General features: G+C 67.8%; 24 protein-coding genes and 1 pseudogene. 14 read left to right on the top strand and 11 right to left on the bottom strand.

All coding sequences use genetic code 11. The annotated features are described in order from the left end of the window. Positions 1–72: 72 nt before the first annotated feature. Positions 73–1,174, bottom strand: a pseudogene (locus tag K307_RS36110) (N-acyl-D-amino-acid deacylase family protein); the annotation flags it as partial. 108 nt (positions 1,175–1,282) lie between these two features. Here K307_RS36110 and K307_RS36105 point away from each other — a divergent pair. Continuing rightward, on the top strand, positions 1,283–2,029 hold the full coding sequence (locus K307_RS36105) for a LysR substrate-binding domain-containing protein (RefSeq protein ID WP_051975321.1): 747 nt from the start codon (positions 1,283–1,285) through the stop codon (positions 2,027–2,029). 102 nt (positions 2,030–2,131) lie between these two features. Continuing rightward, a complete protein-coding gene (locus K307_RS36100) occupies positions 2,132–2,635 on the top strand; it encodes a DUF1993 domain-containing protein (RefSeq protein ID WP_042885883.1) in 504 nt (167 codons plus the stop codon). A gap of 81 nt (positions 2,636–2,716) precedes the next feature. On the opposite strand, the gene dkgB is transcribed toward K307_RS36100, so the two are convergent. Both dkgB and K307_RS36090 read right to left on the bottom strand, forming a co-directional pair. Further along, positions 2,717–3,517, bottom strand: coding sequence for a 2,5-didehydrogluconate reductase DkgB (gene dkgB, locus K307_RS36095; RefSeq protein WP_042885881.1), 801 nt, complete (start codon positions 3,515–3,517; stop codon positions 2,717–2,719). A gap of 56 nt (positions 3,518–3,573) precedes the next feature. Then, positions 3,574–4,779 (bottom strand): MFS transporter, encoded by a 1,206-nt coding sequence (locus K307_RS36090; RefSeq protein ID WP_042885879.1) that lies wholly within the window; start codon positions 4,777–4,779, stop codon positions 3,574–3,576. Between the two features lie 105 nt (positions 4,780–4,884). Between K307_RS36090 and K307_RS36085 the strand changes: the two genes are divergently transcribed. From K307_RS36085 to K307_RS36060, 6 genes are all read left to right on the top strand, one after another. Continuing rightward, complete coding sequence (locus K307_RS36085; protein WP_042885877.1) at positions 4,885–5,811, top strand: LysR family transcriptional regulator; 927 nt, start codon at positions 4,885–4,887, stop codon at positions 5,809–5,811. Positions 5,812–6,113: 302 nt separating this feature from the next. Beyond that, complete coding sequence (queE, locus tag K307_RS36080; RefSeq protein ID WP_042885875.1) at positions 6,114–6,749, top strand: 7-carboxy-7-deazaguanine synthase; 636 nt, start codon at positions 6,114–6,116, stop codon at positions 6,747–6,749. Between the two features lie 128 nt (positions 6,750–6,877). Then, entirely contained in the window at positions 6,878–7,354 is a 477-nt protein-coding gene (locus K307_RS36075) for a 6-pyruvoyl trahydropterin synthase family protein (protein ID WP_042885873.1), read from the top strand. A 9-nt stretch (positions 7,355–7,363) separates the two neighbouring features. After that, a complete protein-coding gene (tadA, locus tag K307_RS36070; RefSeq protein WP_155301329.1) occupies positions 7,364–7,957 on the top strand; it encodes a tRNA adenosine(34) deaminase TadA in 594 nt (197 codons plus the stop codon). Then, positions 7,954–8,913, top strand: coding sequence for a muramoyltetrapeptide carboxypeptidase (gene ldcA, locus K307_RS36065; RefSeq protein ID WP_042885871.1), 960 nt, complete (start codon positions 7,954–7,956; stop codon positions 8,911–8,913). Before tadA ends, ldcA begins: the two co-directional genes overlap by 4 nt. A gap of 271 nt (positions 8,914–9,184) precedes the next feature. Then, on the top strand, positions 9,185–10,807 hold the full coding sequence (locus K307_RS36060; protein ID WP_042885868.1) for an ABC-F family ATPase: 1,623 nt from the start codon (positions 9,185–9,187) through the stop codon (positions 10,805–10,807). Between the two features lie 75 nt (positions 10,808–10,882). Here the strand turns inward: K307_RS36060 and K307_RS36055 are convergent, their stop codons facing one another. Continuing rightward, positions 10,883–11,494, bottom strand: a complete 612-nt coding sequence (locus K307_RS36055) for a hypothetical protein (protein ID WP_042885867.1) — start codon at positions 11,492–11,494, stop codon at positions 10,883–10,885. A 213-nt stretch (positions 11,495–11,707) separates the two neighbouring features. Here K307_RS36055 and K307_RS36050 point away from each other — a divergent pair, with 213 nt between their 5' ends. The 4 genes from K307_RS36050 to K307_RS36035 all read left to right on the top strand — a co-directional run bounded on the left by K307_RS36050 (position 11,708) and on the right by K307_RS36035 (position 17,266). Then, positions 11,708–13,141 carry an aldehyde dehydrogenase family protein gene (locus K307_RS36050; protein ID WP_042885866.1) on the top strand — a complete coding sequence of 478 codons (1,434 nt, stop codon included), beginning with the start codon at positions 11,708–11,710 and terminating at the stop codon, positions 13,139–13,141. A 123-nt stretch (positions 13,142–13,264) separates the two neighbouring features. Beyond that, positions 13,265–15,721: a penicillin acylase family protein gene (locus tag K307_RS36045; RefSeq protein ID WP_042885865.1), complete on the top strand. Its 2,457-nt coding sequence runs from the start codon at positions 13,265–13,267 to the stop codon at positions 15,719–15,721. A 121-nt stretch (positions 15,722–15,842) separates the two neighbouring features. Further along, on the top strand, positions 15,843–16,550 hold the full coding sequence (locus K307_RS36040; protein WP_042885864.1) for a glutamine amidotransferase: 708 nt from the start codon (positions 15,843–15,845) through the stop codon (positions 16,548–16,550). After that, complete coding sequence (locus K307_RS36035) at positions 16,547–17,266, top strand: MOSC domain-containing protein (RefSeq protein ID WP_042885863.1); 720 nt, start codon at positions 16,547–16,549, stop codon at positions 17,264–17,266. The genes K307_RS36040 and K307_RS36035 overlap by 4 nt, the downstream gene beginning before the upstream one ends. 15 nt (positions 17,267–17,281) lie before the next feature. On the opposite strand, the gene K307_RS36030 is transcribed toward K307_RS36035, so the two are convergent. The 7 genes from K307_RS36030 to K307_RS36000 all read right to left on the bottom strand — a co-directional run bounded on the left by K307_RS36030 (position 17,282) and on the right by K307_RS36000 (position 23,296). Beyond that, positions 17,282–17,533, bottom strand: a complete 252-nt coding sequence (locus K307_RS36030; protein ID WP_042885862.1) for a DUF1289 domain-containing protein — start codon at positions 17,531–17,533, stop codon at positions 17,282–17,284. 87 nt (positions 17,534–17,620) lie between these two features. Continuing rightward, positions 17,621–18,226 carry a PPC domain-containing DNA-binding protein gene (locus tag K307_RS36025; protein ID WP_042885860.1) on the bottom strand — a complete coding sequence of 202 codons (606 nt, stop codon included), beginning with the start codon at positions 18,224–18,226 and terminating at the stop codon, positions 17,621–17,623. 102 nt (positions 18,227–18,328) lie between these two features. After that, positions 18,329–19,606 (bottom strand): TRAP transporter large permease, encoded by a 1,278-nt coding sequence (locus K307_RS36020; protein WP_042885858.1) that lies wholly within the window; start codon positions 19,604–19,606, stop codon positions 18,329–18,331. A gap of 16 nt (positions 19,607–19,622) precedes the next feature. Continuing rightward, a complete protein-coding gene (locus tag K307_RS36015) occupies positions 19,623–20,123 on the bottom strand; it encodes a TRAP transporter small permease (protein WP_042885856.1) in 501 nt (166 codons plus the stop codon). A 27-nt stretch (positions 20,124–20,150) separates the two neighbouring features. After that, complete coding sequence (locus K307_RS36010; protein WP_042885853.1) at positions 20,151–21,083, bottom strand: amidohydrolase family protein; 933 nt, start codon at positions 21,081–21,083, stop codon at positions 20,151–20,153. Between the two features lie 11 nt (positions 21,084–21,094). Next, positions 21,095–22,075 carry a DctP family TRAP transporter solute-binding subunit gene (locus K307_RS36005; protein ID WP_042885851.1) on the bottom strand — a complete coding sequence of 327 codons (981 nt, stop codon included), beginning with the start codon at positions 22,073–22,075 and terminating at the stop codon, positions 21,095–21,097. Positions 22,076–22,156: 81 nt separating this feature from the next. Further along, on the bottom strand, positions 22,157–23,296 hold the full coding sequence (locus K307_RS36000; protein WP_042885848.1) for an iron-containing alcohol dehydrogenase: 1,140 nt from the start codon (positions 23,294–23,296) through the stop codon (positions 22,157–22,159). 308 nt (positions 23,297–23,604) lie between these two features. Between K307_RS36000 and K307_RS35995 the strand changes: the two genes are divergently transcribed. Beyond that, positions 23,605–24,384, top strand: a complete 780-nt coding sequence (locus tag K307_RS35995; RefSeq protein ID WP_042885846.1) for an enoyl-CoA hydratase-related protein — start codon at positions 23,605–23,607, stop codon at positions 24,382–24,384. Positions 24,385–24,459: 75 nt separating this feature from the next. Further along, positions 24,460–25,692, top strand: coding sequence for a CaiB/BaiF CoA transferase family protein (locus tag K307_RS35990; RefSeq protein ID WP_042885845.1), 1,233 nt, complete (start codon positions 24,460–24,462; stop codon positions 25,690–25,692). Positions 25,693–25,703 lie beyond the last annotated feature (11 nt).

Raw genomic sequence — 25,703 nt, 5'->3', positions numbered from 1 at the left:
TCCGGGGCGATGGCCAGATATCTTAAATCAGGTCACCGGCTTGCGGCGCGCCCAGCGCAACGCTCGTCGCCGCTAGTCCTCCGCAAGCAGCACGCGGCCTGGCCGCGCCTTGCCGGTCTGCGTGCCATCCCACACCTGCTCGCCGTTGACCCAGACGCCTTCGATGCCGCAGCTCACCTGCACAGGGTGCGAAACGGTGGCGAGGTCGGCGATGGTGTCCGGATCGAATAACACCGGGTCGGCATGGAAGCCTTCGCGCAGCAGCGCGCGCTCGCTTAGGCGGTATTGTTGCGCGGGCAACCCGGTCATCTTGTGGATCGCCGCGGGCAGTGTCAGCAGCTTCTCCTCGCGCACCAGCGCGCCAGCACGCGCGGGAAGGTGCCCCACTGGCGCGGATGCGGATGGCGGTCGAAAGGCAGGCCGTCGGAGCCGACCATCGCCAGCGGGTGCGTGTAGATGCGGCGGATATCGCCCTCGTCCATCAGGAAATAGATCGCGCCCGCGGGTGACAGCCGGGCGATGGTGGCGTCGTCGTCCAGGCCAAGTTCGGCCATGACCTCGGCAAAATCGCGCCCGGTGGCATCCGGGTATCCCTCCGACCACGTGACCAGCGTGCGGCTGGCCAGCCGTACGCGATCCAGCCGCAGCATGGTCGAGGTGGATACGGATGGCAGTCGAGCCACACCGGCTGCATGGCCGCGGCCTGGTCGATCAGCGCCAGCGTTTCGCGCGTGCGGCCGTGGTTGCGCTGGCCCGCGACCTTATGGTGCGAGAACACCACGCGCGCATCCAGCGCGCGCCCGATCGCCAGCGCCTCGTGCATGGCCGGTACGATGTGGTCGGCTTCGTCGCGCAGATGCGTGGCGTAAATGGCGCAGCAGCCCTGCAGCGGCTGGCCGATGTCGATGATCTCTTGCGTGGGCGCAGCGGCCGCGGGCGGATAGAACGTACCGGTGGACAGGCCGAACGCGCCCTCGTCCATGGCTTCGCCGACCATCGCGCGTATGCGCGCACGCTCGCCGTCGCTGGCGGGGCGGCTGACGTCAGGCATCACCGCCACGCGCAGCGTGGTATGGCCGACCAGGGACACCACATTGACCGCGGCCGGCGCATCGCGCAAGGCCTGCAACCAGGCTCCGAACGACGTGAAGCGGAACAGCATCTGCGAGCCCAGCGGGGCCGGACGGATGCTGCATGTCTCGCAGCCCGCGGTCAGCCGGGTGCTGGCGCTGACCGAAAGCCGGCTCGGCTATCCCTTGTTCGAGCGCGCGCGGCAAGCGTGTTGCCCACGCCCGAGGCGCGACGGCTCTATGCCGAGGTCGAGCAGGTCTATGGCGGCGTGCAGCGCGTCAACGACCTGGCCGCGGCGCTGCGCTGCGAGGGCGCCGGCACCCTGCGCGTGGTGGCCAGTGCCGCGTTCGCGCAACAGCTGGTGCCGCGCGCGCTGGCGCAGCTGCGTGCGGGCGGCGTGCTCACGCGTATCGATTACCGCAGTGTCACCTTCGACGAACTGGTCGGCCTGTTCCTGAGTGGGCGAGCCGATGTCGGCGTGTCGATGGTGCCGGCCGGTCATCCGACGCTGTCGTCCATGCTGCTCGGCCGCCAGCCGATGTTGTGCATCGTGCCGCCGGACCATCCGCTGGCGGGACGCGACGTGGTGACGCCGGACGACTTCGCCGGTGCCGCGTGGATCGGCTATCCGCCCGACACGCCGCTGGGCCGTGCACTGGCGGGCTTCTTCCGAGGCGTGGCAACGCGTGGTGCGCCCGCCATCGAGGTCCATTCGCCGGTCACGGCATGCGCCTTCGTGCAGCAGGGCCTGGGGCTGGCGCTGGTGGACGCGCGGAGCATTACGCCCGCCATGCGCGCGGCGCTGGCGGTGCGGCCAGTGTCGCCGGCGGTCGGGCTGGAGATCTGGTCGACGCACTCCAGCCTGGCGCCGCTGCCGCTGGCGGGACGCCGCTTCCCGACTTCGGTAGGCAAGGTGCTGCGCGATACCGAGCCGCATGCCGCGGCCGCGCCAGGGTAGTCCGGCAGCAAATTCCGATCCGGTCTATGCTCGCGGCAGCGGTACGGCCCGACGGCCCCCGACAACAAAAATTTCCAACCAAGACCTGCACAGGAGACCCCCATGGCAATCTCGATGTACGACGTTTCGATCCCCGTGTTTATCCGCGCGCTCGGCAACCTGGCTGCGATCCTGGACAAGGGCGCGGCCCACGCCCAGGCGCAGGGCATGGACCCGGCCGACCTGATCCAGACCCGGCTGATCGCCGACATGGATGCGCTGCCGGCACAGGTGCAGCGCGCCAGCGATGCCGCCAAGGGCTGCGCCGCGCGCCTGGCGGGCATCGAGGTGCCGTCGTTCGCCGATACGGAAACCACCTTTGCCGAGCTGCAGGACCGCATCGCCCGCACCATCGTCTTCCTGGAGCAGATCACGCCTGAGCAGCTGGAAGGCAGCGAGCAGCGCGCGATCGAGCTGAAGCTGCGCCAGGGGCCGATGACGTTCGACGGCAAGTCCTACCTGCTGGGCTTTGCGCTGCCCAATTTCTATTTCCACGTGACCACCGCCTACGACATCCTGCGCCACAAGGGCGTGCAGATCGGAAAGCGCGACTACCTGGGGCTCTAGTAAGAAAAAAGCCGGGCGCAAGGCCCGGCTCGTTGCATCGTGGGGCGCGGCGTTCAGTCCCCTGCGTTCGGTCCCCTGCGTTTAGTCCCACTCCGGCGCAAAGTCCGGGTTGGCCAGCCGCTCGCCGCGGTCCAGCCCGGCAATGGCTGCCATCTCTTCTTCAGACAGCCGCAGCGACGCCGCCGCCAGGTTGCCTTCCAGGTTGGCGCGCTTCGTCGACGACGGGATCACCGCATAGCCCTGCCGCAGCAGCCAGGCCAGCGCCACCTGCGCGGGCGATGCGTCGTGGGTCTGCGCAATCCGCTGCAGCACCGGGTCCTGCATCACCTTGCCATAGGCCAGCGGCATGTAGGCGGTGATGCGGATGCCCTGCGAACGCGTGAAGTCGGCCAGCTTGCGGTTCTGCAGGAACGGGTGCATCTCGACCTGCTGCGTGGCAATCTGGTCGGCGCCGACCGCGTCGATGGCCTGCTGCAAATGCGCGATGGTGAAGTTCGACACGCCGATCGCGCGCGTCAGGCCCGCGGCACGCGCTTCGGCCAGCGCCTCCATGTATTCCTGAACCGGGATCGCATCGCCGGGCGAAGGCCAGTGGATCAGCGTCAGGTCGACCTGGTCCAGACGCAGCTTTTCCAGGCTGGTCTCCAGGCCGGCGCGCAGCTTGTGGCGGCCGAGCGTTTCGGTCCAGATCTTGGTGGTGACAAAGAGCTCCTTGCGCGGCACGCCGCTGGCGGCGATGGCCTGGCCGACGTCGGCCTCGTTGTCGTAGATCTGGGCGGTGTCGATATGGCGGTAGCCCAGTTCCAGGCCGGTGCGCACGGAATCGATGACCTGCTGGCCCTTGAGTCGGAAAGTGCCGAGGCCGATGGCGGGAATCTGCATGATGTTCTCCTTAGCTTGCAGGGGGGAGTTGGGGAAGATTCAGTACAAGGTGCGGATCAGTGCGTCATCGCCGCAGGCATGCCGCCGCTACGGGCATCGAAGCCCGCGGCGCGGTCCAGGCGCCCGCTCAGTTCGGTCAGGGCCAGCGCCACCAGCACCACCAGTGAGCCGATCCACGGCGTCTGCATCAGGCCAAGGTGGGTCACGATCAGCCCGCCGGCCCAGGCGGCGCCGGCAATGCCCAGGTTGAAGGCCGCGATATTCAGGCCGGAGGCCACGTCCACGGCGTCAGGGGTGAAGCGCTCGGCCTGCTTGACGACATAGACCTGGAGACCCGGCACGTTGCCGAAGGCCACGGCGCCCCAGGCCAGCACGGTTGCCACCACCAGCCAGCGATGCGGCGCGGTGAAGGTCAGCGCGAACAGCACCACCGCCAGCAGCAGGAAGACCAGCTTCAGCGCCGGGATCGGGCCGTGGCGGTCGGCCAGGCGGCCGCCCCAGATATTGCCCGCGGCCACCGAGACACCATATACCAGCATCACGAGGCCGACCGCGCCGGCGTCAAAGCCGGACACGTCCTGCAGGATCGGGGCGAGGAAAGTGAATGGGATGAACGAGCCGCCGTAGCCGATCGCGGTCTTGGCGTAGACCAGCAACAGGCGCGGCTCGGCCAGCACGCGGGCCTGCTGCAGCAGCGACGCCGGCGGCGTATGGGCAATGGCGCGCGGCACGAACAGCAGGCTGCCGACAAAGGCGACCATGCCCAGCGCCGACACGGCCAGGAAGGTCTCGCGCCAGCCGAAGTGCTGGCCGATAAACGTGCCCAGCGGCACGCCGGTCACCAGCGCCACGGTCAGGCCGGTGAACATGATGGCGATGGCGCTCGCCGCCTTCTCGCGCGGCACCAGGCCGGTGGCGATGGTCGAGCCGATCGAGAAGAACACGCCGTGCGCCAGGCCGGTCAGCACGCGCGCCAGCACCAGCGATTCATAGCCGGGCGCCTTCCACGCCAGCAGGTTGCCGAGCGTGAACAGCGCCATCAGCGACAGCAACAGCAGCTTGCGCGGCAGGCGGCCGGTCAGGGCAGTCAGCACGGGTGCGCCGACGGCCACGCCGAGCGCGTAAAGGCTGACCAGCAGCCCCGCCGAGGGCAGCGAAACGTTCAGGTCGGCGGCTATGGTTGGGATCAGGCCAACGATCACGAACTCGGTCGTGCCGATGGCAAAGGCGCTGATGGTCAGCGCGAACAAGGCAATGGGCATGGAGTGCCTCCGCTTTGAAGGATGAGGGAATGAGCGGAGTGTGCCGCGGATGTTTTTGCAGAAAAACCGGGTGATCTGCAGAAGATATTTGACTAGAATTCAACAATGAAGCTCACGCTCGAAGAACTCGCCGCCTTCGTTGCCGTGGTCGATACCGGCTCGATCACGGCCGCCGCCGAGCAGCTGGGCCAGACCGTGTCCGGCATCAGCCGGGCCCTGAGCCGGCTCGAAGACAAGCTGGAAACCACGCTGTTGCGCCGGACCACGCGCAGGCTGGAACTGACGGAGGAGGGAGCCGAGATGCTGGCGCACGCGCGCGGCATCCTGTCCGCCGCAGACCTGGCCGAGGAACAGATGGCGCTGCGCCGCCAGCGCCCGGCCGGCAAGCTGCGCGTCAACGCGGCCTCGCCCTTCATGCTGCACGCGGTGGTGCCGCTGGTTGGCGAGTTCCGGCGGCTTTATCCCGACATCGCGCTGGAACTGAACACCAACGACCAGATCATCGACCTGATCGAGCACCGCACCGACGTTGCCATCCGCATCGGCGCGCTGCGCGATTCCACGCTGCACGCGCGCGCGCTCGGCACCTCGCGCCTGCGGGTGCTGGCCAGCCCGGCCTACCTGAAGGAGCGCGGCCGGCCGCGCAGTGTGGACGACCTGGCCACACATTCGCTGCTCGGCTTCACTCAGCCGGAAGGGCTGAACCGCTGGCCGCTGCGCACGCAGGAGGGGACGGAATTGCCGGTCCGGCCGCACCTGGCCGCCTCAAGCGGCGAGACCCTGCGCCACCTGGCGTTGGCCGGCCAGGGGCTGGTGTGCCTGGCGGATTTCATGACCGAGGCCGACCGGCGCGCTGGCGACCTGGTGCAGGTGCTGGTGGACCAGACCGTGGAGGTGCGGCAATCGATCCACGCGGTGTATTACCTCAACACGCAGTTGTCGGCGCGGATCGGCTGTTTCCTGGATTTCCTGGCCGCCAACCTGGCTGGGGAGGCGGGCCGCGCGCCGCTGGCGGCTAAGCGAAAACCCTGACCCCTCTGGTATACTTGCATTACGTCCGGGCCGGCCGGACGCAGCCTGCGACAGGCCACAGAGGCGGTTCCTCCGGCAGTGCCCGGAGCCTGCACGGGAAACCCGGTGCACCCCGCCCGCGCTGCCAGCGATGCGGCGCCGCCCCGGGCGGCACCGATCCAGGAGCCCAAGCTCGGATTCTTGATACCTGGCACTCGGCCTTGCCCAACACTTACTGAAACCCCGGCCAGCCCGAACGCTGCCGATTGCTCGTTTACGGTCCAGAATTACGGTCCAGAACGGTCCGAGAGAGACCCCCACGCATGACTTACGCCGTCAAGGAAATCTTCTATACGCTGCAGGGCGAAGGCGCCAACGCCGGCCGCGCCGCGGTGTTCTGCCGCTTTGCCGGCTGCAACCTCTGGAGCGGCCGCGAAGAAGACCGCGCCAGCGCGGTGTGCCAGTTCTGCGATACGGATTTCGTCGGCACCGATGGCACCCGCGGCGGCAAGTACCGCAGTGCGGAGGAACTGGCCGCGGTGGTTGCCTCGGAATGGCCGCAGGGCATGGGTGGCAAGCCGCTGGTGGTGTGCACGGGCGGCGAGCCGCTGCTGCAGCTCGATGCCCCGCTGATCGACGCGCTGCACGCGCAGGGCTTCGAGATCGCCATCGAGACCAATGGCACCATGGCCGTGCCGCCCGGCATCGACTGGGTCTGCGTGAGCCCGAAGATGGGCTCGGAACTGGTGGTCAGGCGCGGCGATGAGCTCAAGGTCGTGATCCCGCAGGCCGGCCAGGACTTTGCCGCATACGAGCAGCTTGATTTCCGCCATTTCCTGGTACAGCCCATGGACGGCCCGCTGCAGAGGGAAAATACCGCTGCGGCGGTGGACTTCTGCCAGCGCCATCCGCGCTGGCGGCTGTCGCTGCAGACGCACAAGCTGCTGGGCATCCGCTGAGCCCCGCACAGCGCGGGGCATATCCACTGGCAGGGTCGCCCCAGGGCGGCAAAACGTACACAATACAGGCTTCGGACGCACGCGCGGCGTCCGCACCAACGCAGGCGGCCAGTACGGCGCCGCTACCCATGAGCAAACAAGTTTCCATCACCCGCCGGCTGGAATTCGATTCCGGCCACCGCATCCCGAACCACTGCGGCCAGTGCCGCAACATCCACGGCCACCGCTACCGGCTCGACCTGACGCTGTCGGGCGAAGTCCTGCATCGCGAGGGCGCGTCGGATGACGGCATGATCCTGGATTTCGGCGATATCAAGGCGCTCGCCAACGAGCACCTGGTCAACAAGTGGGACCACGCCTTCCTGATCTATCGCGGCGACATTGCGCTGCTGGACTTCCTGCAATCGATGGAAGGGCACAAGACCGTGGTGCTGGACGCGATCCCGACGGTCGAGAACCTGGCCCAGATCGCCTTCGACATCCTGGCCCCCGTGTTCAAGGACTGCTTCGGCCACCACCTGCAGCTTACGAAGCTGGTGCTGTTCGAGACCCCCAACTGCTGGGCCGAGGTGAGCGCGCCGGTAGTGCTGCCGGCACAGGACTGAGCGGGGACGATGCCAGAGACGCCGCCGCTGCCTGTGCGCGCGCTGCCAGCGCTGCCCGACGATCCCGCCGAGGGGGCCGCGCGCGACGCGCGCTACATGCGCGCCGCCCTGGAAGAAGCCCGCCTGGCCGAAGCCGCCGGAGAAGTGCCGGTGGGCGCGGTGGTGGTCTGGAACGACACCATCATCGCGCGTGGCCATAACCTGCCGATCCGCTCGGTCGACCCGTCCGCGCATGCCGAGATGCAGGCGCTGCGCGCCGCCGCGCAGGTGGTCGGCAACTACCGCATGCCCGAGTGCGAACTGTACGTGACGCTGGAACCGTGCGCGATGTGCAGTGGCGCGATCCTGCATGCGCGGCTGCGCCATGTAGTCTTTGGTGCCACCGATCCCAAGACCGGCGCCGCCGGCAGCGTGGTCAACCTGTTCGAGCAGGCGCAGCTCAACCACCAGACCACCATCACCGGCGGGGTGCTGGCCGAACCCTGCGGGCAGATGCTGAAGGATTTCTTCGGCGCCCGGCGCCGGACCCAGAAAGCGGCGCGCAACAACGCCACCGCATCGGCCACCGATCCCGACAAGAACAACTCCGACACCGAAGCATGAGTACGCCCAACAGCAGGCCGCCGCATACCGAAGTCCGACTGATCGCCTCGTCCGGTTATCCGCACGACGTGGCCGTCGCCGCGCGCGGCTGTGCCTGGCTCAAGCAGCATGGCTACCACATGACCAACCCCGACGTGCTGGCCCGGCGCTACCTGCGCTTCGGCGGCACCGACGCCGAGCGGCTGGCCGATCTGCACGCGATCGGCACCGGCGTGCCGCACGAGCTGACGCTGGCGGTGCGCGGCGGCTACGGCATCGCCCGGCTGCTGGCGCAGGTGGACTTCGCCCGCATCGCCGAACAGGCGCGCGCCAGCGGCACGCCCATCGTCGGGCATAGCGACTTCACCGCGTTCCAGCTCGCCTACCTGGCAGCGACCGGCGGCGTCACCTTCGCCGGGCCCATGCTGCTGGCGGACTTTGGCGCCGATGCCGTCGATCCCTATATGTGGGAGCACTTCGAAGGCATCCTGCGCAATCCCGCGTACAGCGTGGACGTCGCCGCGCCGCAATCGGGCGGACAACCGTTCTCCGGCACCGTGGCGGGCACGCTGTGGGGCGGCAACATGGCGATGCTGTGCAGCCTGCTGGGCACGCCATTCATGCCGCAGGTCGAGGGCGGCGTGCTGTTCCTGGAAGACATCAACGAGCCGCCGTACCGCGTCGAACGCATGCTGATCCAGCTGCAGCAGGCCGGCGTGCTCGGCGCGCAGCGCGCCATCGTGCTGGGCGACTTCTCCAACTACCGCGTCACCGACTACGACAACGGCTACGACATGGACGCCGTGGTGGCTTACCTGCACGAGCACTTGCCAGTGCCGGTGCTGACCGGACTCCCGTTCGGGCATTGCGCGCGCAAGCTGACGCTGCCGGTGGGCGCGCAGGTGCGGCTGGATGCACGCGCGGACGGCTACACGATGGCGTTCTCGGGCTATCCGGTGCTGCCGCCGCTGCCCTGAGCGGCCGGTCCACGGATGCCGCGCATCCGGGTCGCAAGGAATGCGTCCGGATGATATAATACGCGGTTATTTCCTGACTTCCTGCCGGGTTCTCACATGAACCGGGCGCGGCCGGCGGCGCATCACCAGCGATGCTCCCAGCGATACCCCCGGTATCCTGGGGATCGCGATGCATCCCCGGCAAGGCCGGCCCCGCAGGGCAAGGGCGCAAATCCGGCATCGCACCGAATTTTTCGCTTCGGCGCCACAATCTCCAGACAAGGTTCCAGACGTGCTTTCTACCGCAAACATCACCATGCAGTTCGGCCCCAAGCCGTTGTTCGAGAATATCTCGGTCAAGTTCGGCGAGGGCAACCGCTACGGCCTGATCGGCGCGAACGGCTGCGGCAAGTCCACCTTCATGAAGATCCTCGGCAGCGACCTCGAGCCGTCGTCGGGCAACGTCATGCTGGAGCCGGGCATCCGCCTGGGCAAGCTGCGCCAGGACCAGTTCGCCTATGAAGACATGCGCGTGCTGGACGTGGTGATGATGGGCCACACCGAGATGTGGGCCGCCGCGCAGGAGCGCGACGCCATCTACGCCAACCCGGAAGCGACCGACGAAGACTACATGAAGGCCGCCGACCTGGAGGCCAAGTACGCCGAGTACGACGGCTACACCGCCGAGTCGCGCGCCGGCGAACTGCTGCTGGGCGTGGGTATCCCCACCAGCCAGCACCAGGGCGCGATGAGCGACGTCGCTCCAGGCTGGAAGCTGCGCGTGCTGCTGGCGCAGGCACTGTTCTCGAACCCGGACGTGCTGCTGCTGGACGAACCAACCAACAACCTGGACATCAACACGATCCGCTGGCTGGAGACCGTGCTCAATGAGCGCAACTCCACCATGATCATCATCTCCCACGATCGCCACTTCCTGAACTCGGTCTGTACCCACATGGCCGACATGGACTACGGCACGCTCAAGGTCTACCCGGGCAACTACGACGACTACATGGAAGCGTCGATGCAGGCTCGCGAGCGCCAGGTGGCCGCCAACGCGCGCGCCAAGGAGCGCATCAGCGAGCTGCAGGACTTCGTGCGCCGCTTCTCGGCCAACAAGTCCAAGGCGCGCCAGGCCACCTCGCGCGCCAAGCAGATCGAGAAGATCAAGGTCGAGGACATCAAGCCGTCGTCGCGCCAGAACCCGTTTATCCGCTTCGAGTTCGAGAAGAAGCTGCACAACCTCGCGGTCGAGGTGGAAAACATCACCAAGACCTACGACCGCAAGATCATCAACGGCCTGTCGCTGGCGATCCAGGCCGGCGAGCGCGTGGCGATCATCGGTGAGAACGGCGCGGGCAAGACCACGCTGCTGCGCAGCCTGCTTAACGGCGCGGTGCAGACCGGCGTGCAGCGCGGCGTTGAAGTCGACCGCGGCACGGTCAAGTGGGCCGAGAATGCCAACGTCGGCTACATGCCGCAGGACACCTACGAGGAATTCACCGACAACCGCGTCCTGATGGACTGGATGAGCCAGTGGACGCAGGCCGGCGACGACGAGACCTCGCTGCGCGGCACGCTCGGCCGGCTGCTGTTCTCGGCCGACGACATCAAGAAGTCGGTCAAGGTGCTGTCCGGCGGCGAGAAGGGCCGCATGATCTGGGGCAAGCTGATGCTGGGCCGCCACAACGTGCTGGCTATGGACGAGCCGACCAACCACATGGACATGGAGTCGATCGAATCGTTGCAGATCGCACTGGACAAGTTCCCGGGCACGCTGATCTTCGTCTCGCATGACCGTGAGTTCGTCAGCGGGCTGGCTACGCGTGTGATCGAAATTCGTACCGACGGTACGTTGACCGACTACCTGGGTACGTATGACGAGTACCTGCAGTCGCAGGGTATCGACGGCTGAGCGCGCGGCGCTGCGCCATGCACGAAAGGCCGCCTCCGGGCGGCCTTTTGCTTTGGGTGCGCTTGCGTGGGCCGCTCAGCCGGCGGCAATGACTTCTGCGATCAGGTCGAGCTGGCCGGTGATCGCGTGCGCGGTGATCTCGCCCTTGGCCTTGAGCAGCGCTGCGTGCAGCGGCTCGCGCAGCGCCAGCAGCGCGGGCAGGTCCGTCGCCTTTTCGACCTTCACTTGCAGCATGTAGCCGCGCAGGCCGAGATGCTGGCCGATCACATCGGTATAGAAGTGGTAGATACGCTGGAAGGCCTCGATTTCCGCGGCCGAATGCGCTGGGGCTGATTGCGGCGCATCGGCGCTTGCGCCGGCCCCTTCGTCCGCCGGCGCGTGCCGCATGGCATACACGGAGAACAGGTTGGTGTCGGCCGCGGACGCTGCAGTGCCGGCCGGCGCATGCACCACCGCCGGCGCAACTTGTGCCGGCTCCGGCACAGTCTCGACCAAGCCCTGTAGCAGCAGTTCGTCCATCGCATCGGCCCCGACGCCCATGCCCGCCACCTGCGCCAGCAACGCCTGCCCGCGCCGCTCGCCGTTGACCATCAGCAGCAGTGCGCGCAGCTTGTGGTCCAGCCTGCGCGCGCGCGTCTTGATCTCGTCCTGCCCCGCCTCCGTCTTGCGGTAGATCGGATCGACCATGTCTCGCTCCCTTGTTATGCCGGCCGTCCGTGCGAGCATCCCATGAGGGTGCGGCCGATTATCGCCATCTTATGTGCCACCTTATGGAGAGCCGGGTTTGGGCCAATTCCGGCGGGCCAGAAACATGGCCCCGATTCCGCTCTACAATGTGCGTGCACCATAAAAGTAACAAAAAATTGCAATCGCCAATTCAACAAACCGAGAACTGTGGCCATGCAACAACGAGACAAAGTCTTTATCAACGGTAAGTGGGTCACCCCCCACGGCAGCGGCAAGATCGACGTCATCCATTCCGCCACGGAAGCGGTGATGGGCACCATCCCCGAAGGCTCGCCGCGCGACGCCGAGGACGCCATCCAGGCCGCCCGCGCCGCCTTCGACAGCTGGTCTGCCACGCCGGCGGCGGTGCGCGCCGGCTATATCGCAAAGATTGCTGAAGGGCTCAAGGACCGCAGCGAAGAGCTGGCCGAGCTCATTGCCGGCGAAGTCGGCATGCCGATCAAGCTGGCCCGCGCGATCCAGGTGGGCGGTCCGGTCTACAACTGGGGCCAGGCCGCGAAACTGTTGGAGGGTTTCCGCTTCGAGGAGGAAGTCGGCAACTCGCTGGTGGTGCGTGAGCCGGTGGGCGTGGTGGCAGCGATCACGCCGTGGAATTTCCCGCTCAACCAGATCACGCTGAAGGTGGCCCCGGCGCTGGCCGCGGGCTGCACCGTGGTGCTCAAGCCCTCTGAAGTGGCGCCGCTCAATGCCTTCGTGCTGGCCGAGGTGATCGAAGCCGCCGGGCTGCCCCCGGGCGTGTTCAACCTGGTGACCGGCTACGGCCCGGTGGTGGGTGAGGTGCTGGCTAGCCACCCGGAGGTCGATATGGTGTCGTTTACCGGCTCCACCCGCGCCGGCAAGCGCGTGTCCGAGCTGGCCGCGCAGACGGTCAAGCGCGTGGCGCTGGAACTGGGCGGCAAGTCCGCCTCGGTGATCCTGGACGATGCCGACCTGCCGTCGGCGGTCAAGGGCACCATCAATGCCTGCTTCCTGAACTCCGGCCAGACCTGCTCGGCACATACCCGCATGCTGGTGCCGCGTGCCCGCTATGAAGAAGTGAAGGCGATCGCGCAGAAGGTGGTCGCAGGCTTTACCGTGGGCGACCCGCTGCAGGAAACCAGCAAGCTGGGCCCGCTGATCTCCGCGGTGCAGAAGGACCGCGTGACCGCTTATATCCGCCGCGGCCTGGAAGAGGGCGCCGAACTGGTGGCAGGCGGCCCGGAGACCCCCGAGGGGCTGGACAAGGGCTTCTTCGTCAGGCCGACCGTACTGGGCAACGTGGAGCCGCGTGCCACGGTGGCGCAGGAAGAGATCTTCGGGCCGGTGCTGTCGATCATCTGCTATGACACCGAGGAAGATGCGGTGCGCATCGCCAACGACAGCATCTATGGCCTGGGCGGCGGCGTCTGGTCCGGCGACGAGGCGCGCGCCATCCGCGTGGCGCGCCGCATCCGCACCGGTCAGGTCGACATCAACGGCGGCCCGTTCAATATGCAGGCGCCGTTCGGCGGCTACAAGCAGTCCGGCAACGGGCGCGAGGCGGGCAAGTACGGGCTCGAAGAGTTCCTCGAGTACAAGTCGCTGCAGTTGAAGAAGCCGGCGGCCTGACGGCCTGCAGGTTCCTATGAAGCTTGGGAAATGCCCGGCGGGACCGGGCATTTTTTCGCGCGGATAATCGCGCTGCGGCAGCAACGCTGACAACACAACAACAAGGATAGAAGGGGAGCAACGATGCGTTGGTTCGGTCGGCTGGCCAGGCTCTTGGCAGTGCTGCTGGTGGTGGCGGTGGCCGGTGCCGGGGGGGCGCTGGTCTGGTATCGCCATGCGGCGCAGCCGCCTGCATCGGGAACCGTGGCACTGCCGGGTTTGCGCGACAAGGTGACGATCGTGCGCGACAGCCACGGCGTGCCGCATATCCGCGCCGCCAGCAAGGCAGACGCCTGGTTTGCGCTGGGCTATGTGCACGCGCAGGACCGGCTGTGGCAGATGCAGATGAACAAGCGCGTGGTGGCCGGCCGGCTGGCCGAGATCCTGGGCCCGTCCGCGCTCGATAACGACAGGTTCCTGCGCACGCTGGGCGTGCGGCGCAACGCCGAGGCCATCCTCGCCCAGACCCCGCCCGAGACGCGCGCCGCGCTGCAGGCCTATGCCGACGGCGTGAACGCCTGGATCGATCACCGCAAGGGCCCGCTGCCGCCCGAGTTCCTGCTGCTGCGCGCGCAGCCCGAGCATTGGGAGCCGGTCGATACGCTGGGCTGGCAGACCATGATGGCCTGGGACCTGGGCGGAAACTGGGTCCAGGAAACGCTGCGCATGCGCCTGGCGCAGGTGCTGCCGGTGGCCCGTATCAGCGAACTGCTGGCGCCGTATCCGGGCGATCAGCCGGTGCGCACCATGGACTACGGCCACCTGTACCAGCAGCTGGCGCCGCTGGCGAACGCCATGGCCAGCGTCGGCGACAAGGCGCCGCCGGGCTATGTCGAGGGCATGGGCTCGAACAACTGGGTCGTGTCCGGCGCGCATACGCAATCGGGCAAGCCGATGCTGGCCAATGACCCGCACCTGGGGCTGCAGGCGCCGGCGCTGTGGTACTTCGCACGGATGACGGCGCCCGGGCTGGACGTGGCCGGCGCCACGCTGCCCGGCATACCGGTGGTGGTGCTCGGACACAACGCCCGCATCGCATGGGGGCTGACCAATACCGCGCCGGACGTGCAGGACCTGTATATCGAACGGCTGCGCCCCGGCAGCGACAGCGAGTACCAGACCCCGGAGCGCTGGGCCGCGTTCGAGACCCGCATCGAGACCATCCGCGTCAAGGGCGCGCCAGACGTGACGCTGAAGGTCCGCGCCACGCGCCACGGGCCGGTGATCTCGGACGTGGCCGAGGTGGTCAGCAGCGCCGCCGGCCCGCTGGGAGCGCAATACGTGGTGGCATTCCAGTGGACCGCGCTGCGCCCGGACGACCGCACCTTCCAGGCTGGCATCAAGATGAACGAGGCGCGCGACTGGGCCAGCTTCACCGCGGCGCTGCGCGACTTCCATTCACCACAGCAGAGCATCGTCTATGCCGATGTCGACGGCAATATCGGCTTCTATGCGCCGGGGCGCGTGCCGCTGCGCCGTGCCGACAACGACCTGAAGGGCCTGGCCCCCGCGCCCGGCTGGGACGCGCGCTACGACTGGACCGGCTTTATCCCGTTCGAGGCGCTGCCGCACCGCTACAACCCCCAGGACGGCGTGATCGTGACAGCCAACCAGCGCATCGTCGCGCCGGACTATCCGTACTTCATCACCAGCGAATGGACGGTGCCGTACCGCTTCGACCGGATCAAGTCGTTGCTGGCGGCCACGCCGAAGCACTCGTTGGACAGCTTTGCCCTGATCCAGAAAGACGTGGTCTCGCTAGCGGTGCGCGACACCTTGCCGCTGCTGCTGGCCGCACCGGTCAGCCGCGACGCCGCGCGGCCGGCACGCGAGCGCGCGCTGCTGGACGCGCTGCGCAAGTGGGACGGCACCATGGACGCCGGGCGTGCCGAACCGCTGGTGGTCACCGCCTGGCTGCGCGAGCTGTCGCGGCGGCTGTTCGAGGAAAAGGTAGGCGAGCCGATCTTTGTCCGCCTGTGGGACCAGCGCAACGTGCAGCAGCCCATGCTCAATATCCTGCGCGATCCCGGCAAACTCGGCGCGTTCTGGTGCGATCGCCCGCATACGCGTCCGGCGGAAAGCTGCGACGACGCCATCGCCGATGCCTGGGCCCAGGCTCTGGCCGACCTGTCGCGCCGCTACGGTGGCGACCCGGCGAAATGGCGCTGGGGCGAGGCCCACACGGCCCGCTCCGAGCACAAGCCGTTCGGCAAGGTGGCGTACCTGTCGCCGCTGTTCAACCTGCGCGTGCCCACCGGCGGCGACACGTATACGGTCAATGTCGGCCGGCATAACCTGCGCGACGACAAGGCGCCGTTCGAGAACACCCACGCGGCCAGTGTGCGTGCGCTCTATGACCTGGCCAATCTGGACACGTCGCGCTTCATGGACTCCACCGGGCAGTCCGGCAACGCGCTGCTGCCGCGCTACCGGGACTGGACGGACAAATGGGCGGCGGTCGAGTACGTGACCATTCCGCCCGCTTCTGCCGGATCGGGCCCGGCGCATTCGCTGACACTTGCCCCGGCTGCGACAAAATAGCGCAGGCAGGCCACGGCGCGCCGGGACGATTCGCATATAGGCGATATCCCGCCGGGGTCATCCGCGAGGCGCAGCAATTGGCGCTACCATGGGGACCCTCTCGACCCGGCAGGAGCCCGCCATGGCCACGCGTACCACCCATGTGATCCAGCACGTCGCATTCGAGCATGCGGGCGTGATCGGCAACGCCCTGTGCGCACGCGGGCATGCGCTGCAGGTGTTCCAGGCCGGCGTCGACGACCTGGCTCCCATTTCAGAAAATCCTGCAGACCTGCTGCTGGTCCTCGGCGGCCCGATCGGCGTCTACGAAACCGATGCCTATCCGTGGCTGGAGGCCGAGATCGCGCTGATCCGGCAGCGCCTGGCCAGCGGCGGCAAGATGATCGGGGTTTGCCTCGGCGCGCAGCTGATCGCACGTGCCGCCGGCGCGCGCGTCTACCCGGGTACTCGCGAGATTGGCTGGGCGCCGATCACGCCTACGCCGGCAGGGCAGGATTCGGCGCTGGCCGAACTGGCCGCGGCCAACTGGGAGGTGCTGCACTGGCACGGCGACACCTTCGACCTGCCGCCCGGCGCGCAGCTGCTCGCCTCCACCGCCGCGGTACAGAACCAGGCCTATGCCATCGGCAACCAGGTGCTGGCGCTGCAGTTCCATCCGGAGGTGATGCCGCGCGATATCGAGGCCTGGCTGATCGGGCATACCGTCGAGCTGGGCAAGGCCGGGATCGATCCGCGCACCATCCGCGCACGGACGGCGGAAGCCGGCGCCACCGTGGCGGCGGCGGGCGAGCGCATGTTCGCGCGCTGGCTGGAGGATGCGGGCCTATGAGCGAGCCCGCCACACCTGTGCGAGCCGTCATCGATGCGGTGCTGGTCGGGCAGGTACGCCCGTTTGGCCCCAAGGCTGTGCCCAGCGGCATCGACAAGCACGCCACCGGCGCCCGCGTGCGCGTGGGCAAGCTGGGACTGGCAGGCGACGAGCAGGGCGATTTGCGCCATCACGGCGGGCCCGAGAAGGCGGTCCACCACTATGCCTTCGACCACTATCCGGCGTGGCGCGAGCAACTGGGCGCACAGGGCGCGACGGGGATCGGCGTCCTCGAAGCGGCGGGTGCTTTCGGCGAGAACCTCAGCACGCAAGGGCTGACCGAGGCCGAGGTCTGCATCGGCGACCGCTTCCGCCTGGGCACCGCACTGGTCGAAGTCTCGCAGGCACGCCAGCCTTGCTTCAAGCTCAACCCTCGCTTCGGCTACCCGGACATGTCGCGCGCAGTGCAGCAGAGCCTGCGCACCGGCTGGTATTACCGTGTGCTGGAAGAGGGTGAAGTCGCGGCGGGCGATACGCTCGCACTGGTGGCGCGCCCGCATCCGCAATGGTCGCTGCTGCGGCTGCTGCAGGTGCTGTATGTCGACCGGCTGGACTACGCCGCGCTTGGTCAGATGGCGGCTCTCACCGTGCTCGCCGAGAGCTGGCGCAAGCTGGCCCGGCAGCGCCTGGAACGGCGCGAAGTCGAAAACATGGAAAAGCGCCTCGCGGGCGGCTGAGCGCCGCGGGGCGCATCAGCCCTGCCGGAACCGCTTTGCAGTGCCTTCGCGGGTGATCCGCTCCCACACCACCTGCTTCTCTTCATTGCTGAAGAACACCCAGTTGCTGACCTCGCTCGCGGTGCGGCCGCATCCCTGGCAGATTTCGTCGAACAGCGTCGAGCAGATGCCGATGCAGGGGCTGTCCGGGCGCTCGGACAGCGTGGAATCCGTGGAGCCGGTGTCCGGTTCAGGGCGGAACGGGGCGGATTCGGTGAACTGCGGCATGGTGGCGGATAAGGTCGGGGTGAAACGGGGGGTCATTATACGGGGTGGGGCCGACCGCCATCGGCCCGGCCCCAATGCCGTGCCCTCTTAGTGGCTATCGCGCAATCCCAGCACGTTGGCGCCGATCTTCGGGTCGATGCCGCGTTCCAATTGTTGCGGATACGTCGTAACCGTCACTTCCAGCGATCCCGTGCCGACTTCCATCGACAGAATGTGGCCGCCGTAGGTATCGAAGCGACTGTCTCCGGCCACGCCGTGTGCATGGATCGAGGGTTTGCCTTCCTTCCACGCCAGGCTGCCGACAATGCTGGCCATCTCGACATTGCGGAAGGTGCGCGGGTTGAACTGCTTCTTCTCCGCATCCCAGAAACCGAACGTGACATTGGCGAAGCCGATCGCTGACAGGCTGGCGCTGGGCACCTTCTCGCAGATGGCGAAGGCCTCGATCTGCTCGAAGACGTTGTCGCCCATGCGCAGCACCAGCAGGTAGCCGGTGGGGGTCTTGATGTAGCGCGGCACGCTGTCGCGCGGATAGTTGGCGTTCTGGGCGCGGGCGTCCAGTGCCGCCTTGCATTCGGCGGACGGGGCCTGCTGCGCTGCGGCGGGTGCGGGCATCAGGGCAGCGGCGAGCGCAGTGCCGGCTGCCAGCATGGTGAGCGCGTGGCGGGCCCGCAGGGTTGTGCGAAGGATCATCTGTTGTCTCCGGATCGGTTGTGTGTGGTTGGGTTTGTGGCTACGGCAATCGGATTTACGAGGTGTGTTGTGCGTAGAGGCGGGAATGGAATCGGCGGTGCCTCAGTGCAGCCACGCGGCCGGCACCAGGATCAACTGCGGGAACAGCACGAACAGGGACATCAGCGCGGTCAGGCTCAGCAGGAAGGGCCAGACGCCGGCGATCACGCTGTCCAGGCTGCAACGCGAGGTGCCGGCCACCACGTTGAGCACCGTGCCGACCGGCGGCGTCAGCAGGCCGATGGCGTTGTTGAGCACGAACATCACGCCGAAGTACACCGGATCGATGCCCGCCTTGGTGATCACCGGCATCAGGATCGGCGTCATGATCAGCACGGTCGGCATCAGGTCGAGCGCGGTGCCGACCACGATCACCAGGACCATGATCACGAACATCAGCAGGATCTTGTTGTCGATGAAGGGCTCGAGCAGGTCGGTCACCTGTGCCGGGATATTGGCGATGGTGATCAGCCACGCCGAGACCAGCGCGCACGCCACCAGGAACAGCACCGTGCTGGAGGTCTTGGCCGCGGTGACGATCAGCTCGGGCAAGGCGCGCAGCTTCAGCTCGCCGTAGACGAAGCGGCCGACCACGATGGCGTAGACCACCGCCACCACCGCCGCCTCGGTCGGCGTGAAGGCGCCGATCTTCATGCCGCCGATGATCACCACCGGCAGCACCAGCGCCCACACGCCGTCGAGCGCGGCCCTGGCCAGGCGGCGCACGTTGAACGGCTCCACCGGCGCCAGCTTTTCCTTGCGCGCGCAGAAGTGCCAGGTGACGGCGAGCGTCAGCGCCATCATGGCGCCTGGCGCAATGCCGGCCAGGAACAGCTTGGTGATCGATACCTGCGCGACCACGCCGAACACGACGATGGCGATCGACGGCGGGATCACCGGCGCAATGATGCCGCCCGCTGCGATCAGCCCCGCGGCACGCGGCACGTTGTAGCCGGCGTTGCGCATCATCGGGATCAGCAGCGCGGCGACGGCGGCGGTATCGGCCACGGCCGAGCCGGAGATGCTGGCCACCACCGTGGCCGCGATGATCGCCACGTAGCCCAGCCCGCCGCGCACGTGCCCGACCGCCGCATCCGCCACGCGCACGATGCGTTTCGACAGCCCGCCGGCATTCATCAGCTCGCCGGCGAGCATGAAGAAAGGCACCGCCATCAGCGGATAGTTGTTAACGCCCTCCAGCATGTTCTGCGCGAGGATCTGCGTATCGAAATTGCCCAGGTGCAGCATCAGCGCGACACCTGAAGCGAGCAGCGCAAAGGCGATGGGCATGCCGAGCGCCATCGCGCCCAGCAGCGAGCCGACAAAGACAAAGATGGTCATGATGGACTCCTCGCGCTCATTCGCCGGTGGTGCCGGATTGCGGCACCAGTTCGTGCTGCGGCATGCGGCCGCTGACCAGCCGCCACAGCCCGTGCAGCAGCATCGCCGCCATGCCGACGCTGCATACCAGCAGGCAGGCATAGACCACGCCCAGCGGCACGCCGGTGACGGGGGCACGGTCGTCCATGCCGATCGTCACCAGTTGCCAGGCGCCGTGCGCCAGCAGCAGGCAGCAGCCCAGCGCGCCGGCATCAGCCAGCAGGCGGCAGGCGCGCTGGCCGCTTTCGCCCAGGCGCGAAACCACGGTGGACATGCCCAGGTGGGCCTTGTCGTGCATGACCAGCAGCGCGCCGGTCAGCGTCAGCCACATGAAGACGAAGCGCGAGGCTTCCTCGGAGAAGGCAATGCCGGAATTGAAGACGTAGCGCAGGACCACGTTGCCGAAGACCAGCACGATCATGGTGGCCATCATGGCGACCATGGCGCCCTGGGCCAGGCGGAGCGTAATGCGGTTCATGATTTGGAACTCCTGGTTGGACGGGCGTCAGCGCAGGCTCGCTGCAGGCGCCTCGATCCGGTAAAAGCGCATGGCGTTGTCGTGCCACACCGCTTGGGCGGCGGCGTCGGGCAGGCCTTCCAGCCCCGCGGCCACGGTGTTGACGATTTCATGCAGCGATGCGCGCAGGCCGGAAACCGGCAGGTTGCTGGCGAACATGCAGCGCTGCCAGCCGAAGATCTCCAGCGCCTGGCGGATCACGCCGACATTGCCGGCGCGGTCCCACGCCGCGCCGGGCAGGCCGAACTCGGACAGCTTCAGGTGCACGCCGGGCAGGCTGGACAGCGCCGTGAGTCCGCGGCGCCAGCCGCCCAGGCCGGCTTCCGAGCGGTCCCATGGCAGGCCGGTGTGCTCGACCACCACGGCCAGCCCCGGCACGGCCGCTATCGCCTCCGCGGCTTCCTCAAGGTGCCACCAGGGCACGCGCAGGTCCCACGCCAGACCATGCTCGGCCAGCCGCTGCAGGCCGGACTGCCAGCGCGGATCCTGCAGCGTGCCGGGCTGCCCGCGCACGCTGCCATCGGCGGCGCGGCTGGTGCGCGGCTTGCACCGCACGCCCCGCACCAGCGGGAAGGCCTGGTGCGCGCGCAACTGCGTCGCCAGCGTGCCGCTGTTGAAATCGGCATGCGCCACCACCGCGTTGGGGAAGCCGTGGCGTGCGTGGACCTGATGCAGCCACGCGGTCTCGGCCACCGACTCGGCGGCATGCCGTTCGGCTTCGACATGCACGCTGGCGGCCAGGTGCAGCCCGTCCCACTGCCGCAGGTAGTCCGACGGGGTGAAGTCCTGCCGCAGGGTGGCGTAATCGCCGAGAAAGAAGGCGGCAGGGTCGTACCCTTCCTGCAGCCAGGGATAGCGCGCCGGGCCGAGCCGCCACAGGTGGTGGTGGGCATCGACGATGGCGGCAGGCATTGCGGGCATGGCGTGGTCTCCTAGCGCTGGGCGTCCATGGCGCGCAGCACGGCGTCGCCGTTCTTCTGCACGAACAGCTGGCGCGTTTCCTCGCGCACCACCTTGCGGATACTGGCGTTGTCGGGATGCTCGTTGACCTGCACGCCCTTGGCGCGCAGCGTGGCGATCGCGGCCGCTTCGTTGTCCGCGTTGAGCTTGCGCTGGTAGGTGGCGGCGGCCGCGGCTTCTTCCAGCAGCACCTTCTGATACTCAGGCTTGAGCGAATCGAACTTCGCCTTGTTCATCAGCACCACCAGCGCCGTATAGGCGTGGCGCGTCATCGAGACGTACTTCTGCACCTCGTACATCTTGGCCGACACCATCAGCGTGGGCGGGTTCTCCTGACCGTCGACCGCGCCGGACTCCAGCGCGCCGAAGACCTCGGCGAACGGCATCGGCTGCGGGCTCGCGCCCAGCAGCTGGAACGCCTTGATATGCGACGGGTTGGGCGTGGTGCGGATCTTCAGGCCGCGGATGTCCTCGGCCTTGTTGATGGGCCGCTTGTTGTTGCCCAGGCTGCGGAAGCCGATCTCCCAGAAGGCCAGGCCCTTGATGCGGTGCGCGCCCAGCTCGTCGAGCAGCGAGCGGCCCACCGCGCCGTCCAGCACCTTGTAGGCCGCCGGGCCGTCCTCGAACTGGTAGGGCAGGTCGAGTACGTTCAGGCGCGGCGCCAGACCGGTGACAAAGGGATTGCCGGTGGCACCGATGTCGATGGTGCCGCTGCGCACGCCCGTAACCAGCGTGGTGTCGTTGCCGAGCTGGCTGTTGGCAAAGACCTGGATCTCGACACCGCCCTGCGTGCGCTCCTTGACCTTCTTGCTGAAGGCGAGCGCGGCCTGGTGCTGCGAATCGGTTTCCGGAACGGTATGGGCAAAGCGCAGCTTGACGGGGGCCTGCGCGGCGGCCACGCCGGCGAAGGACAATAGCGCCGCCAGCACGATATGCGGGATAACGTGTTTCATGGTGTCTCCTCGGTTGTCATGCGGCCCGGTCGGATGTGCCGGGCTCTGTACTGCCCCGTGCGGGGGCGGGTGTTTCGCGATCTACAGGGAGGCCTGCAGCATCGCCATGTAGTCTTCGGCGCTGGCCACGCGCGGGTTGGTCTTGTGGCAATGGTCGGCCAGCGCGTAGTCGATCGCGCGGGGGAACAGGGCAGGGTCCACACCCATCTGCCGCAGGCCTGCCGGCAGGCCCAGGCGCTGGTTCATGTCCATGATGGCCGCGCCGATGGCATCGGCGCCGGGCAGGCCCATGGCCTGCGCGATGCGCTCCAGCTTGGCCTCTTCCTGCATCGACGGCGCATCCGCATTGAAGCGGATTACCGCGGGCAGTAGCACCGCGTTCAGGGTGCCGTGGTGCAGCGTCGGCATCAGCCCGCCGAGCGCATGGCTCAGGCTGTGCACGCAACCCAGGCCTTTCTGGAACGCCAACGCGCCCTGCATCGACGCGCTCATCATCGCCAGCCGTGCGTCACGGTCCTGCGGATCGCGGTGGGCGCGCTCGATATGCAGCCGCGCGCGGCGCAGGCCGTCCAGCGCGATGCCGTCGGCGGGCGGGTTGAAGGCCGGCGCCATGAAGGTCTCCAGGCAATGCGCGATGGCATCCATGCCGGTGGCCGCGGTCAGCATCGGCGGCAGGCCGAGGGTCAGCTCGGGATCGCAGATCGCCACGCGCGGCACCAGGTAAGGCGAGAGCACGCCCACCTTGCGGCCGTCGTCGAGGATCAGCACCGCGCCGCGGCCGACTTCGCTGCCGGTGCCGGCCGTGGTGGGAATGGCGATGACCGGCGCGGTGGCGGCCGTGATGCGCGCCACGCCGCCCTCGATCGCGGCGAACTGGCGCAGCGGGCCGTCGTGCGTGGCGCAGACCGCCACGCCCTTGGCCAGGTCGATCGGCGAGCCGCCGCCCACCGCGATGATACCGTCGCAGCGGTACTCGCCATAGAGGCGCACGGCCTCGCGCATGGCGGCTTCGGTCGGGTTGGACGGCGTGCCGTCGTAGATCACCGCTTCGCAGCCGGGGCGCAGCTGCTCCAGCACGCGCTTGACGATGCCCGCGGCCTTGACGCCGGCGTCGGTGACCACCAGCGGGCGCGTGATGCCGATGCGTTCGCATTCCTGCGCCAGCAGCCCGATGGCGCCGAAGTCGATCTGGATCTGGGTGATGTAGTGGATGAGGGCCATCTTGTCTCCATGCTGTGGGGTGCGCTGCTTGCCGGAATCACTGCAGGACTGCCTGCGGTACGCATTGCGGTGGTCCGGTCGGCTGCATTGGTGACGAAGTCTAGGAACAAGGCCCGTCAGTCACAACGTGGATTTACTTGAAGGCAGCCCAAGAAAATCTCACACCTCCGTGCGCCTAGTTTTTCTTGAAGCGCCGCTGAGATTTTCTCGTTTTGACGCGCGCGGCGCCGGCCCTAGACTTGCGCTGACCAGCCGGATTCCAGACCCCAGCCCGCGTTTGCCGGGCCTCCACCAAACCAACGACAACCATGAGACAACCGATCCTGATCGAGCGCGACGCGCAGGTCGCCACCATCACGCTGAACAACCCGGACAAGCTCAACGCCATGGACCTGTCCATGTGGCAGGGCCTGACCGAGGCCATCCAAAGCCTGTCAGCCGACGACACGGTGCGCTGCGTGGTGCTGCGCGGCGCCGGCGACAAGGCCTTTGCCGCGGGCGCCGACATCGCCGAGTTCGACACCATGCGCGCCAACGCCGCGCAGGCGCAGCAGTACGGCGAGATCACCAATGCCACCATGCGCGCCATCGCCGAATGCCGGCACCCGACCGTCGCGCTGATCCAGGGCGCGTGCGTCGGCGGCGGGCTGGAAATTGCGTCGATGTGCGACCTGCGCATCTGCGGCAAGTCGAGCCGCTTCGGGGTCCCGGTCAACCGGCTCGGGCTGGTGATGTCGTATGGCGAACTGGGCGGACTGGTAGCGCTGGCGGGGCCGGCGACGGCGCTGGAGATCGTGCTGGAAGGCCGTGTGTTCGATGCCGCGGAGGCCTTGGGGAAGCGCCTCGTCAACCGCGTGGTGGTGGATGAGGCGGTGCCCGACGAAGCGTACGCGGCGGCACGCCGCATTGCAGCAGGGGCGCCGCTGGTGGCGCGCTGGCACAAGCAGTTCGTGCGCCGGCTGCTGGACCCCACGCCGTTGCGTCCGGAAGAGCATGCCGAGTCCTATGCCTGCTTCGATACCGAGGACTTCCGCATCGGCCACCGCGCTTTTATCGACAAGACCCGGCCGCAGTTCGTGGGCCGCTGAAAGCACCCGACCCGCTTTTTTCAACACCGTTGCGGCGCCATCCCTGTGCGGCCGCCCGAACCTCAGGTGGTATCCATGAATTTGCCGTTATCGAAAATCAAGGTCCTGGACGTCAGCCAGATCATGGCGGGGCCGTTCTGCTGCATGCTGCTGGGCGACATGGGCGCCGACGTCATCAAGGTCGAGACCCCCGGTGCCGGCGACCAGACCCGCAAGTCGATGGGCTTCCGGCTCAAGGGCGATGACAGCGGCGGCTTCCTGGCGCTGAACCGCAACAAGCGCAGCGTCGAGATTGACCTGAAGAACCCCGCCGGGCTGGAGGCGTTCTATGAACTGGTGCGCGGCGCTGACGTGCTGGTGGAGAACAACCGCCCCGGCGTGGCCGCGCGCCTGAAGATCGACTATGCGGTGCTGCGCGAGATCAACCCGCGCCTGGTCTACGCCAGCATCTCCGGGTTCGGCCAGACCGGGCCGTGGTCGCGGCGCCCGGGGCTGGACCTGATCGCGCAGGCCATGTCTGGCGTGATGAGCGTAATGGGCCATCCGGACGCGCCGCCGGTCAAGGCCAGCGTGCCGATCGCCGACCTGGGCGCGGGGCTGTTCACCGCCTATGGCGTCCTCAGCGCGCTGATGGGGCGCGAGCACACCGGGCAAGGGCAGTATGTGGATGCCTCGCTGTTCGAGACGGCGCTCGGCCTGTCGGTGTGGGAGTCGGCGGAGTACTGGGGCACGGGCGAGGTGCCGGTGCCGATCGGCAGCGCCAACCGCATGAGCGCGCCGTACCAGGCGGTGCGTGCGGCGGACCGGCACTTTGTCATCGGCGCGGCCAATCCCAAGCTGTGGGCCGCGCTGTGCGATGTGATCGGGCGGCCTGACCTGCTCGCCGATTCGCGCTTTACCGACAATGCAGCGCGCATCCGCAACCGCGCTGCGCTGATCCCTGAAATTGAGGCAGAATTCGCGCGCAAGCCGGCGGCAGAATGGGTCGACGCGTTGCTGGCGGCCGGCGTGCCGGCGGCACCGATCTTCACCTACGACGAAGCGCTGTCCAGCGAACAGGCGGTCGCGCGTGACATGGTGCTGGAGATCGACCACCCGGTGGAAGGGCGGGTCAAGGCGCTGGGCTTCCCCGTCAAGCTGAGCGGCACGCCGCAGCAGGTGCGCTATCCGGCGCCCTTGCTGGGGCAGCATACCGACGAGGTGCTGGGTGAGTTCGGCTTCGACGCGGCCACCGTAGTGCGGCTGCGTGCGCAGGGCGCGTTCGGCGCCCCGGCACGTGCACAGGAACTGGAACGCGGCGCCGCGTGAGCGCGGCCGCG

It is taken from the genome of Cupriavidus necator A5-1 (assembly GCF_000744095.1).
GTDB classification, from domain to species: domain Bacteria; phylum Pseudomonadota; class Gammaproteobacteria; order Burkholderiales; family Burkholderiaceae; genus Cupriavidus; species Cupriavidus necator_A.
The sequence above is the reverse complement of the archived record's forward strand: the minus strand, read 5'-3'. Positions and strand labels throughout refer to the sequence as shown.

Bases quoted from the DNA above. Each gene is read 5' to 3' on its own strand.
- K307_RS36100 (WP_042885883.1), top strand. From the start codon at position 2,132: ATGGCAATCTCGATGTACGACGTTTCGATCCCCGTGTTTATCCGCGCG.
- dkgB (WP_042885881.1), bottom strand. From the start codon at position 3,517: ATGCAGATTCCCGCCATCGGCCTCGGCACTTTCCGACTCAAGGGCCAG.
- K307_RS36090 (WP_042885879.1), bottom strand. From the start codon at position 4,779: ATGCCCATTGCCTTGTTCGCGCTGACCATCAGCGCCTTTGCCATCGGC.
- K307_RS36085 (WP_042885877.1), top strand. From the start codon at position 4,885: ATGAAGCTCACGCTCGAAGAACTCGCCGCCTTCGTTGCCGTGGTCGAT.
- queE (WP_042885875.1), top strand. From the start codon at position 6,114: ATGACTTACGCCGTCAAGGAAATCTTCTATACGCTGCAGGGCGAAGGC.
- K307_RS36075 (WP_042885873.1), top strand. From the start codon at position 6,878: ATGAGCAAACAAGTTTCCATCACCCGCCGGCTGGAATTCGATTCCGGC.
- tadA (WP_155301329.1), top strand. From the start codon at position 7,364: ATGCCAGAGACGCCGCCGCTGCCTGTGCGCGCGCTGCCAGCGCTGCCC.
- ldcA (WP_042885871.1), top strand. From the start codon at position 7,954: ATGAGTACGCCCAACAGCAGGCCGCCGCATACCGAAGTCCGACTGATC.
- K307_RS36055 (WP_042885867.1), bottom strand. From the start codon at position 11,494: ATGGTCGATCCGATCTACCGCAAGACGGAGGCGGGGCAGGACGAGATC.
- K307_RS36050 (WP_042885866.1), top strand. From the start codon at position 11,708: ATGCAACAACGAGACAAAGTCTTTATCAACGGTAAGTGGGTCACCCCC.
- K307_RS36045 (WP_042885865.1), top strand. From the start codon at position 13,265: ATGCGTTGGTTCGGTCGGCTGGCCAGGCTCTTGGCAGTGCTGCTGGTG.
- K307_RS36040 (WP_042885864.1), top strand. From the start codon at position 15,843: ATGGCCACGCGTACCACCCATGTGATCCAGCACGTCGCATTCGAGCAT.
- K307_RS36035 (WP_042885863.1), top strand. From the start codon at position 16,547: ATGAGCGAGCCCGCCACACCTGTGCGAGCCGTCATCGATGCGGTGCTG.
- K307_RS36030 (WP_042885862.1), bottom strand. From the start codon at position 17,533: ATGCCGCAGTTCACCGAATCCGCCCCGTTCCGCCCTGAACCGGACACC.
- K307_RS36025 (WP_042885860.1), bottom strand. From the start codon at position 18,226: ATGATCCTTCGCACAACCCTGCGGGCCCGCCACGCGCTCACCATGCTG.
- K307_RS36020 (WP_042885858.1), bottom strand. From the start codon at position 19,606: ATGACCATCTTTGTCTTTGTCGGCTCGCTGCTGGGCGCGATGGCGCTC.
- K307_RS36015 (WP_042885856.1), bottom strand. From the start codon at position 20,123: ATGAACCGCATTACGCTCCGCCTGGCCCAGGGCGCCATGGTCGCCATG.
- K307_RS36010 (WP_042885853.1), bottom strand. From the start codon at position 21,083: ATGCCCGCAATGCCTGCCGCCATCGTCGATGCCCACCACCACCTGTGG.
- K307_RS36005 (WP_042885851.1), bottom strand. From the start codon at position 22,075: ATGAAACACGTTATCCCGCATATCGTGCTGGCGGCGCTATTGTCCTTC.
- K307_RS36000 (WP_042885848.1), bottom strand. From the start codon at position 23,296: ATGGCCCTCATCCACTACATCACCCAGATCCAGATCGACTTCGGCGCC.
- K307_RS35995 (WP_042885846.1), top strand. From the start codon at position 23,605: ATGAGACAACCGATCCTGATCGAGCGCGACGCGCAGGTCGCCACCATC.
- K307_RS35990 (WP_042885845.1), top strand. From the start codon at position 24,460: ATGAATTTGCCGTTATCGAAAATCAAGGTCCTGGACGTCAGCCAGATC.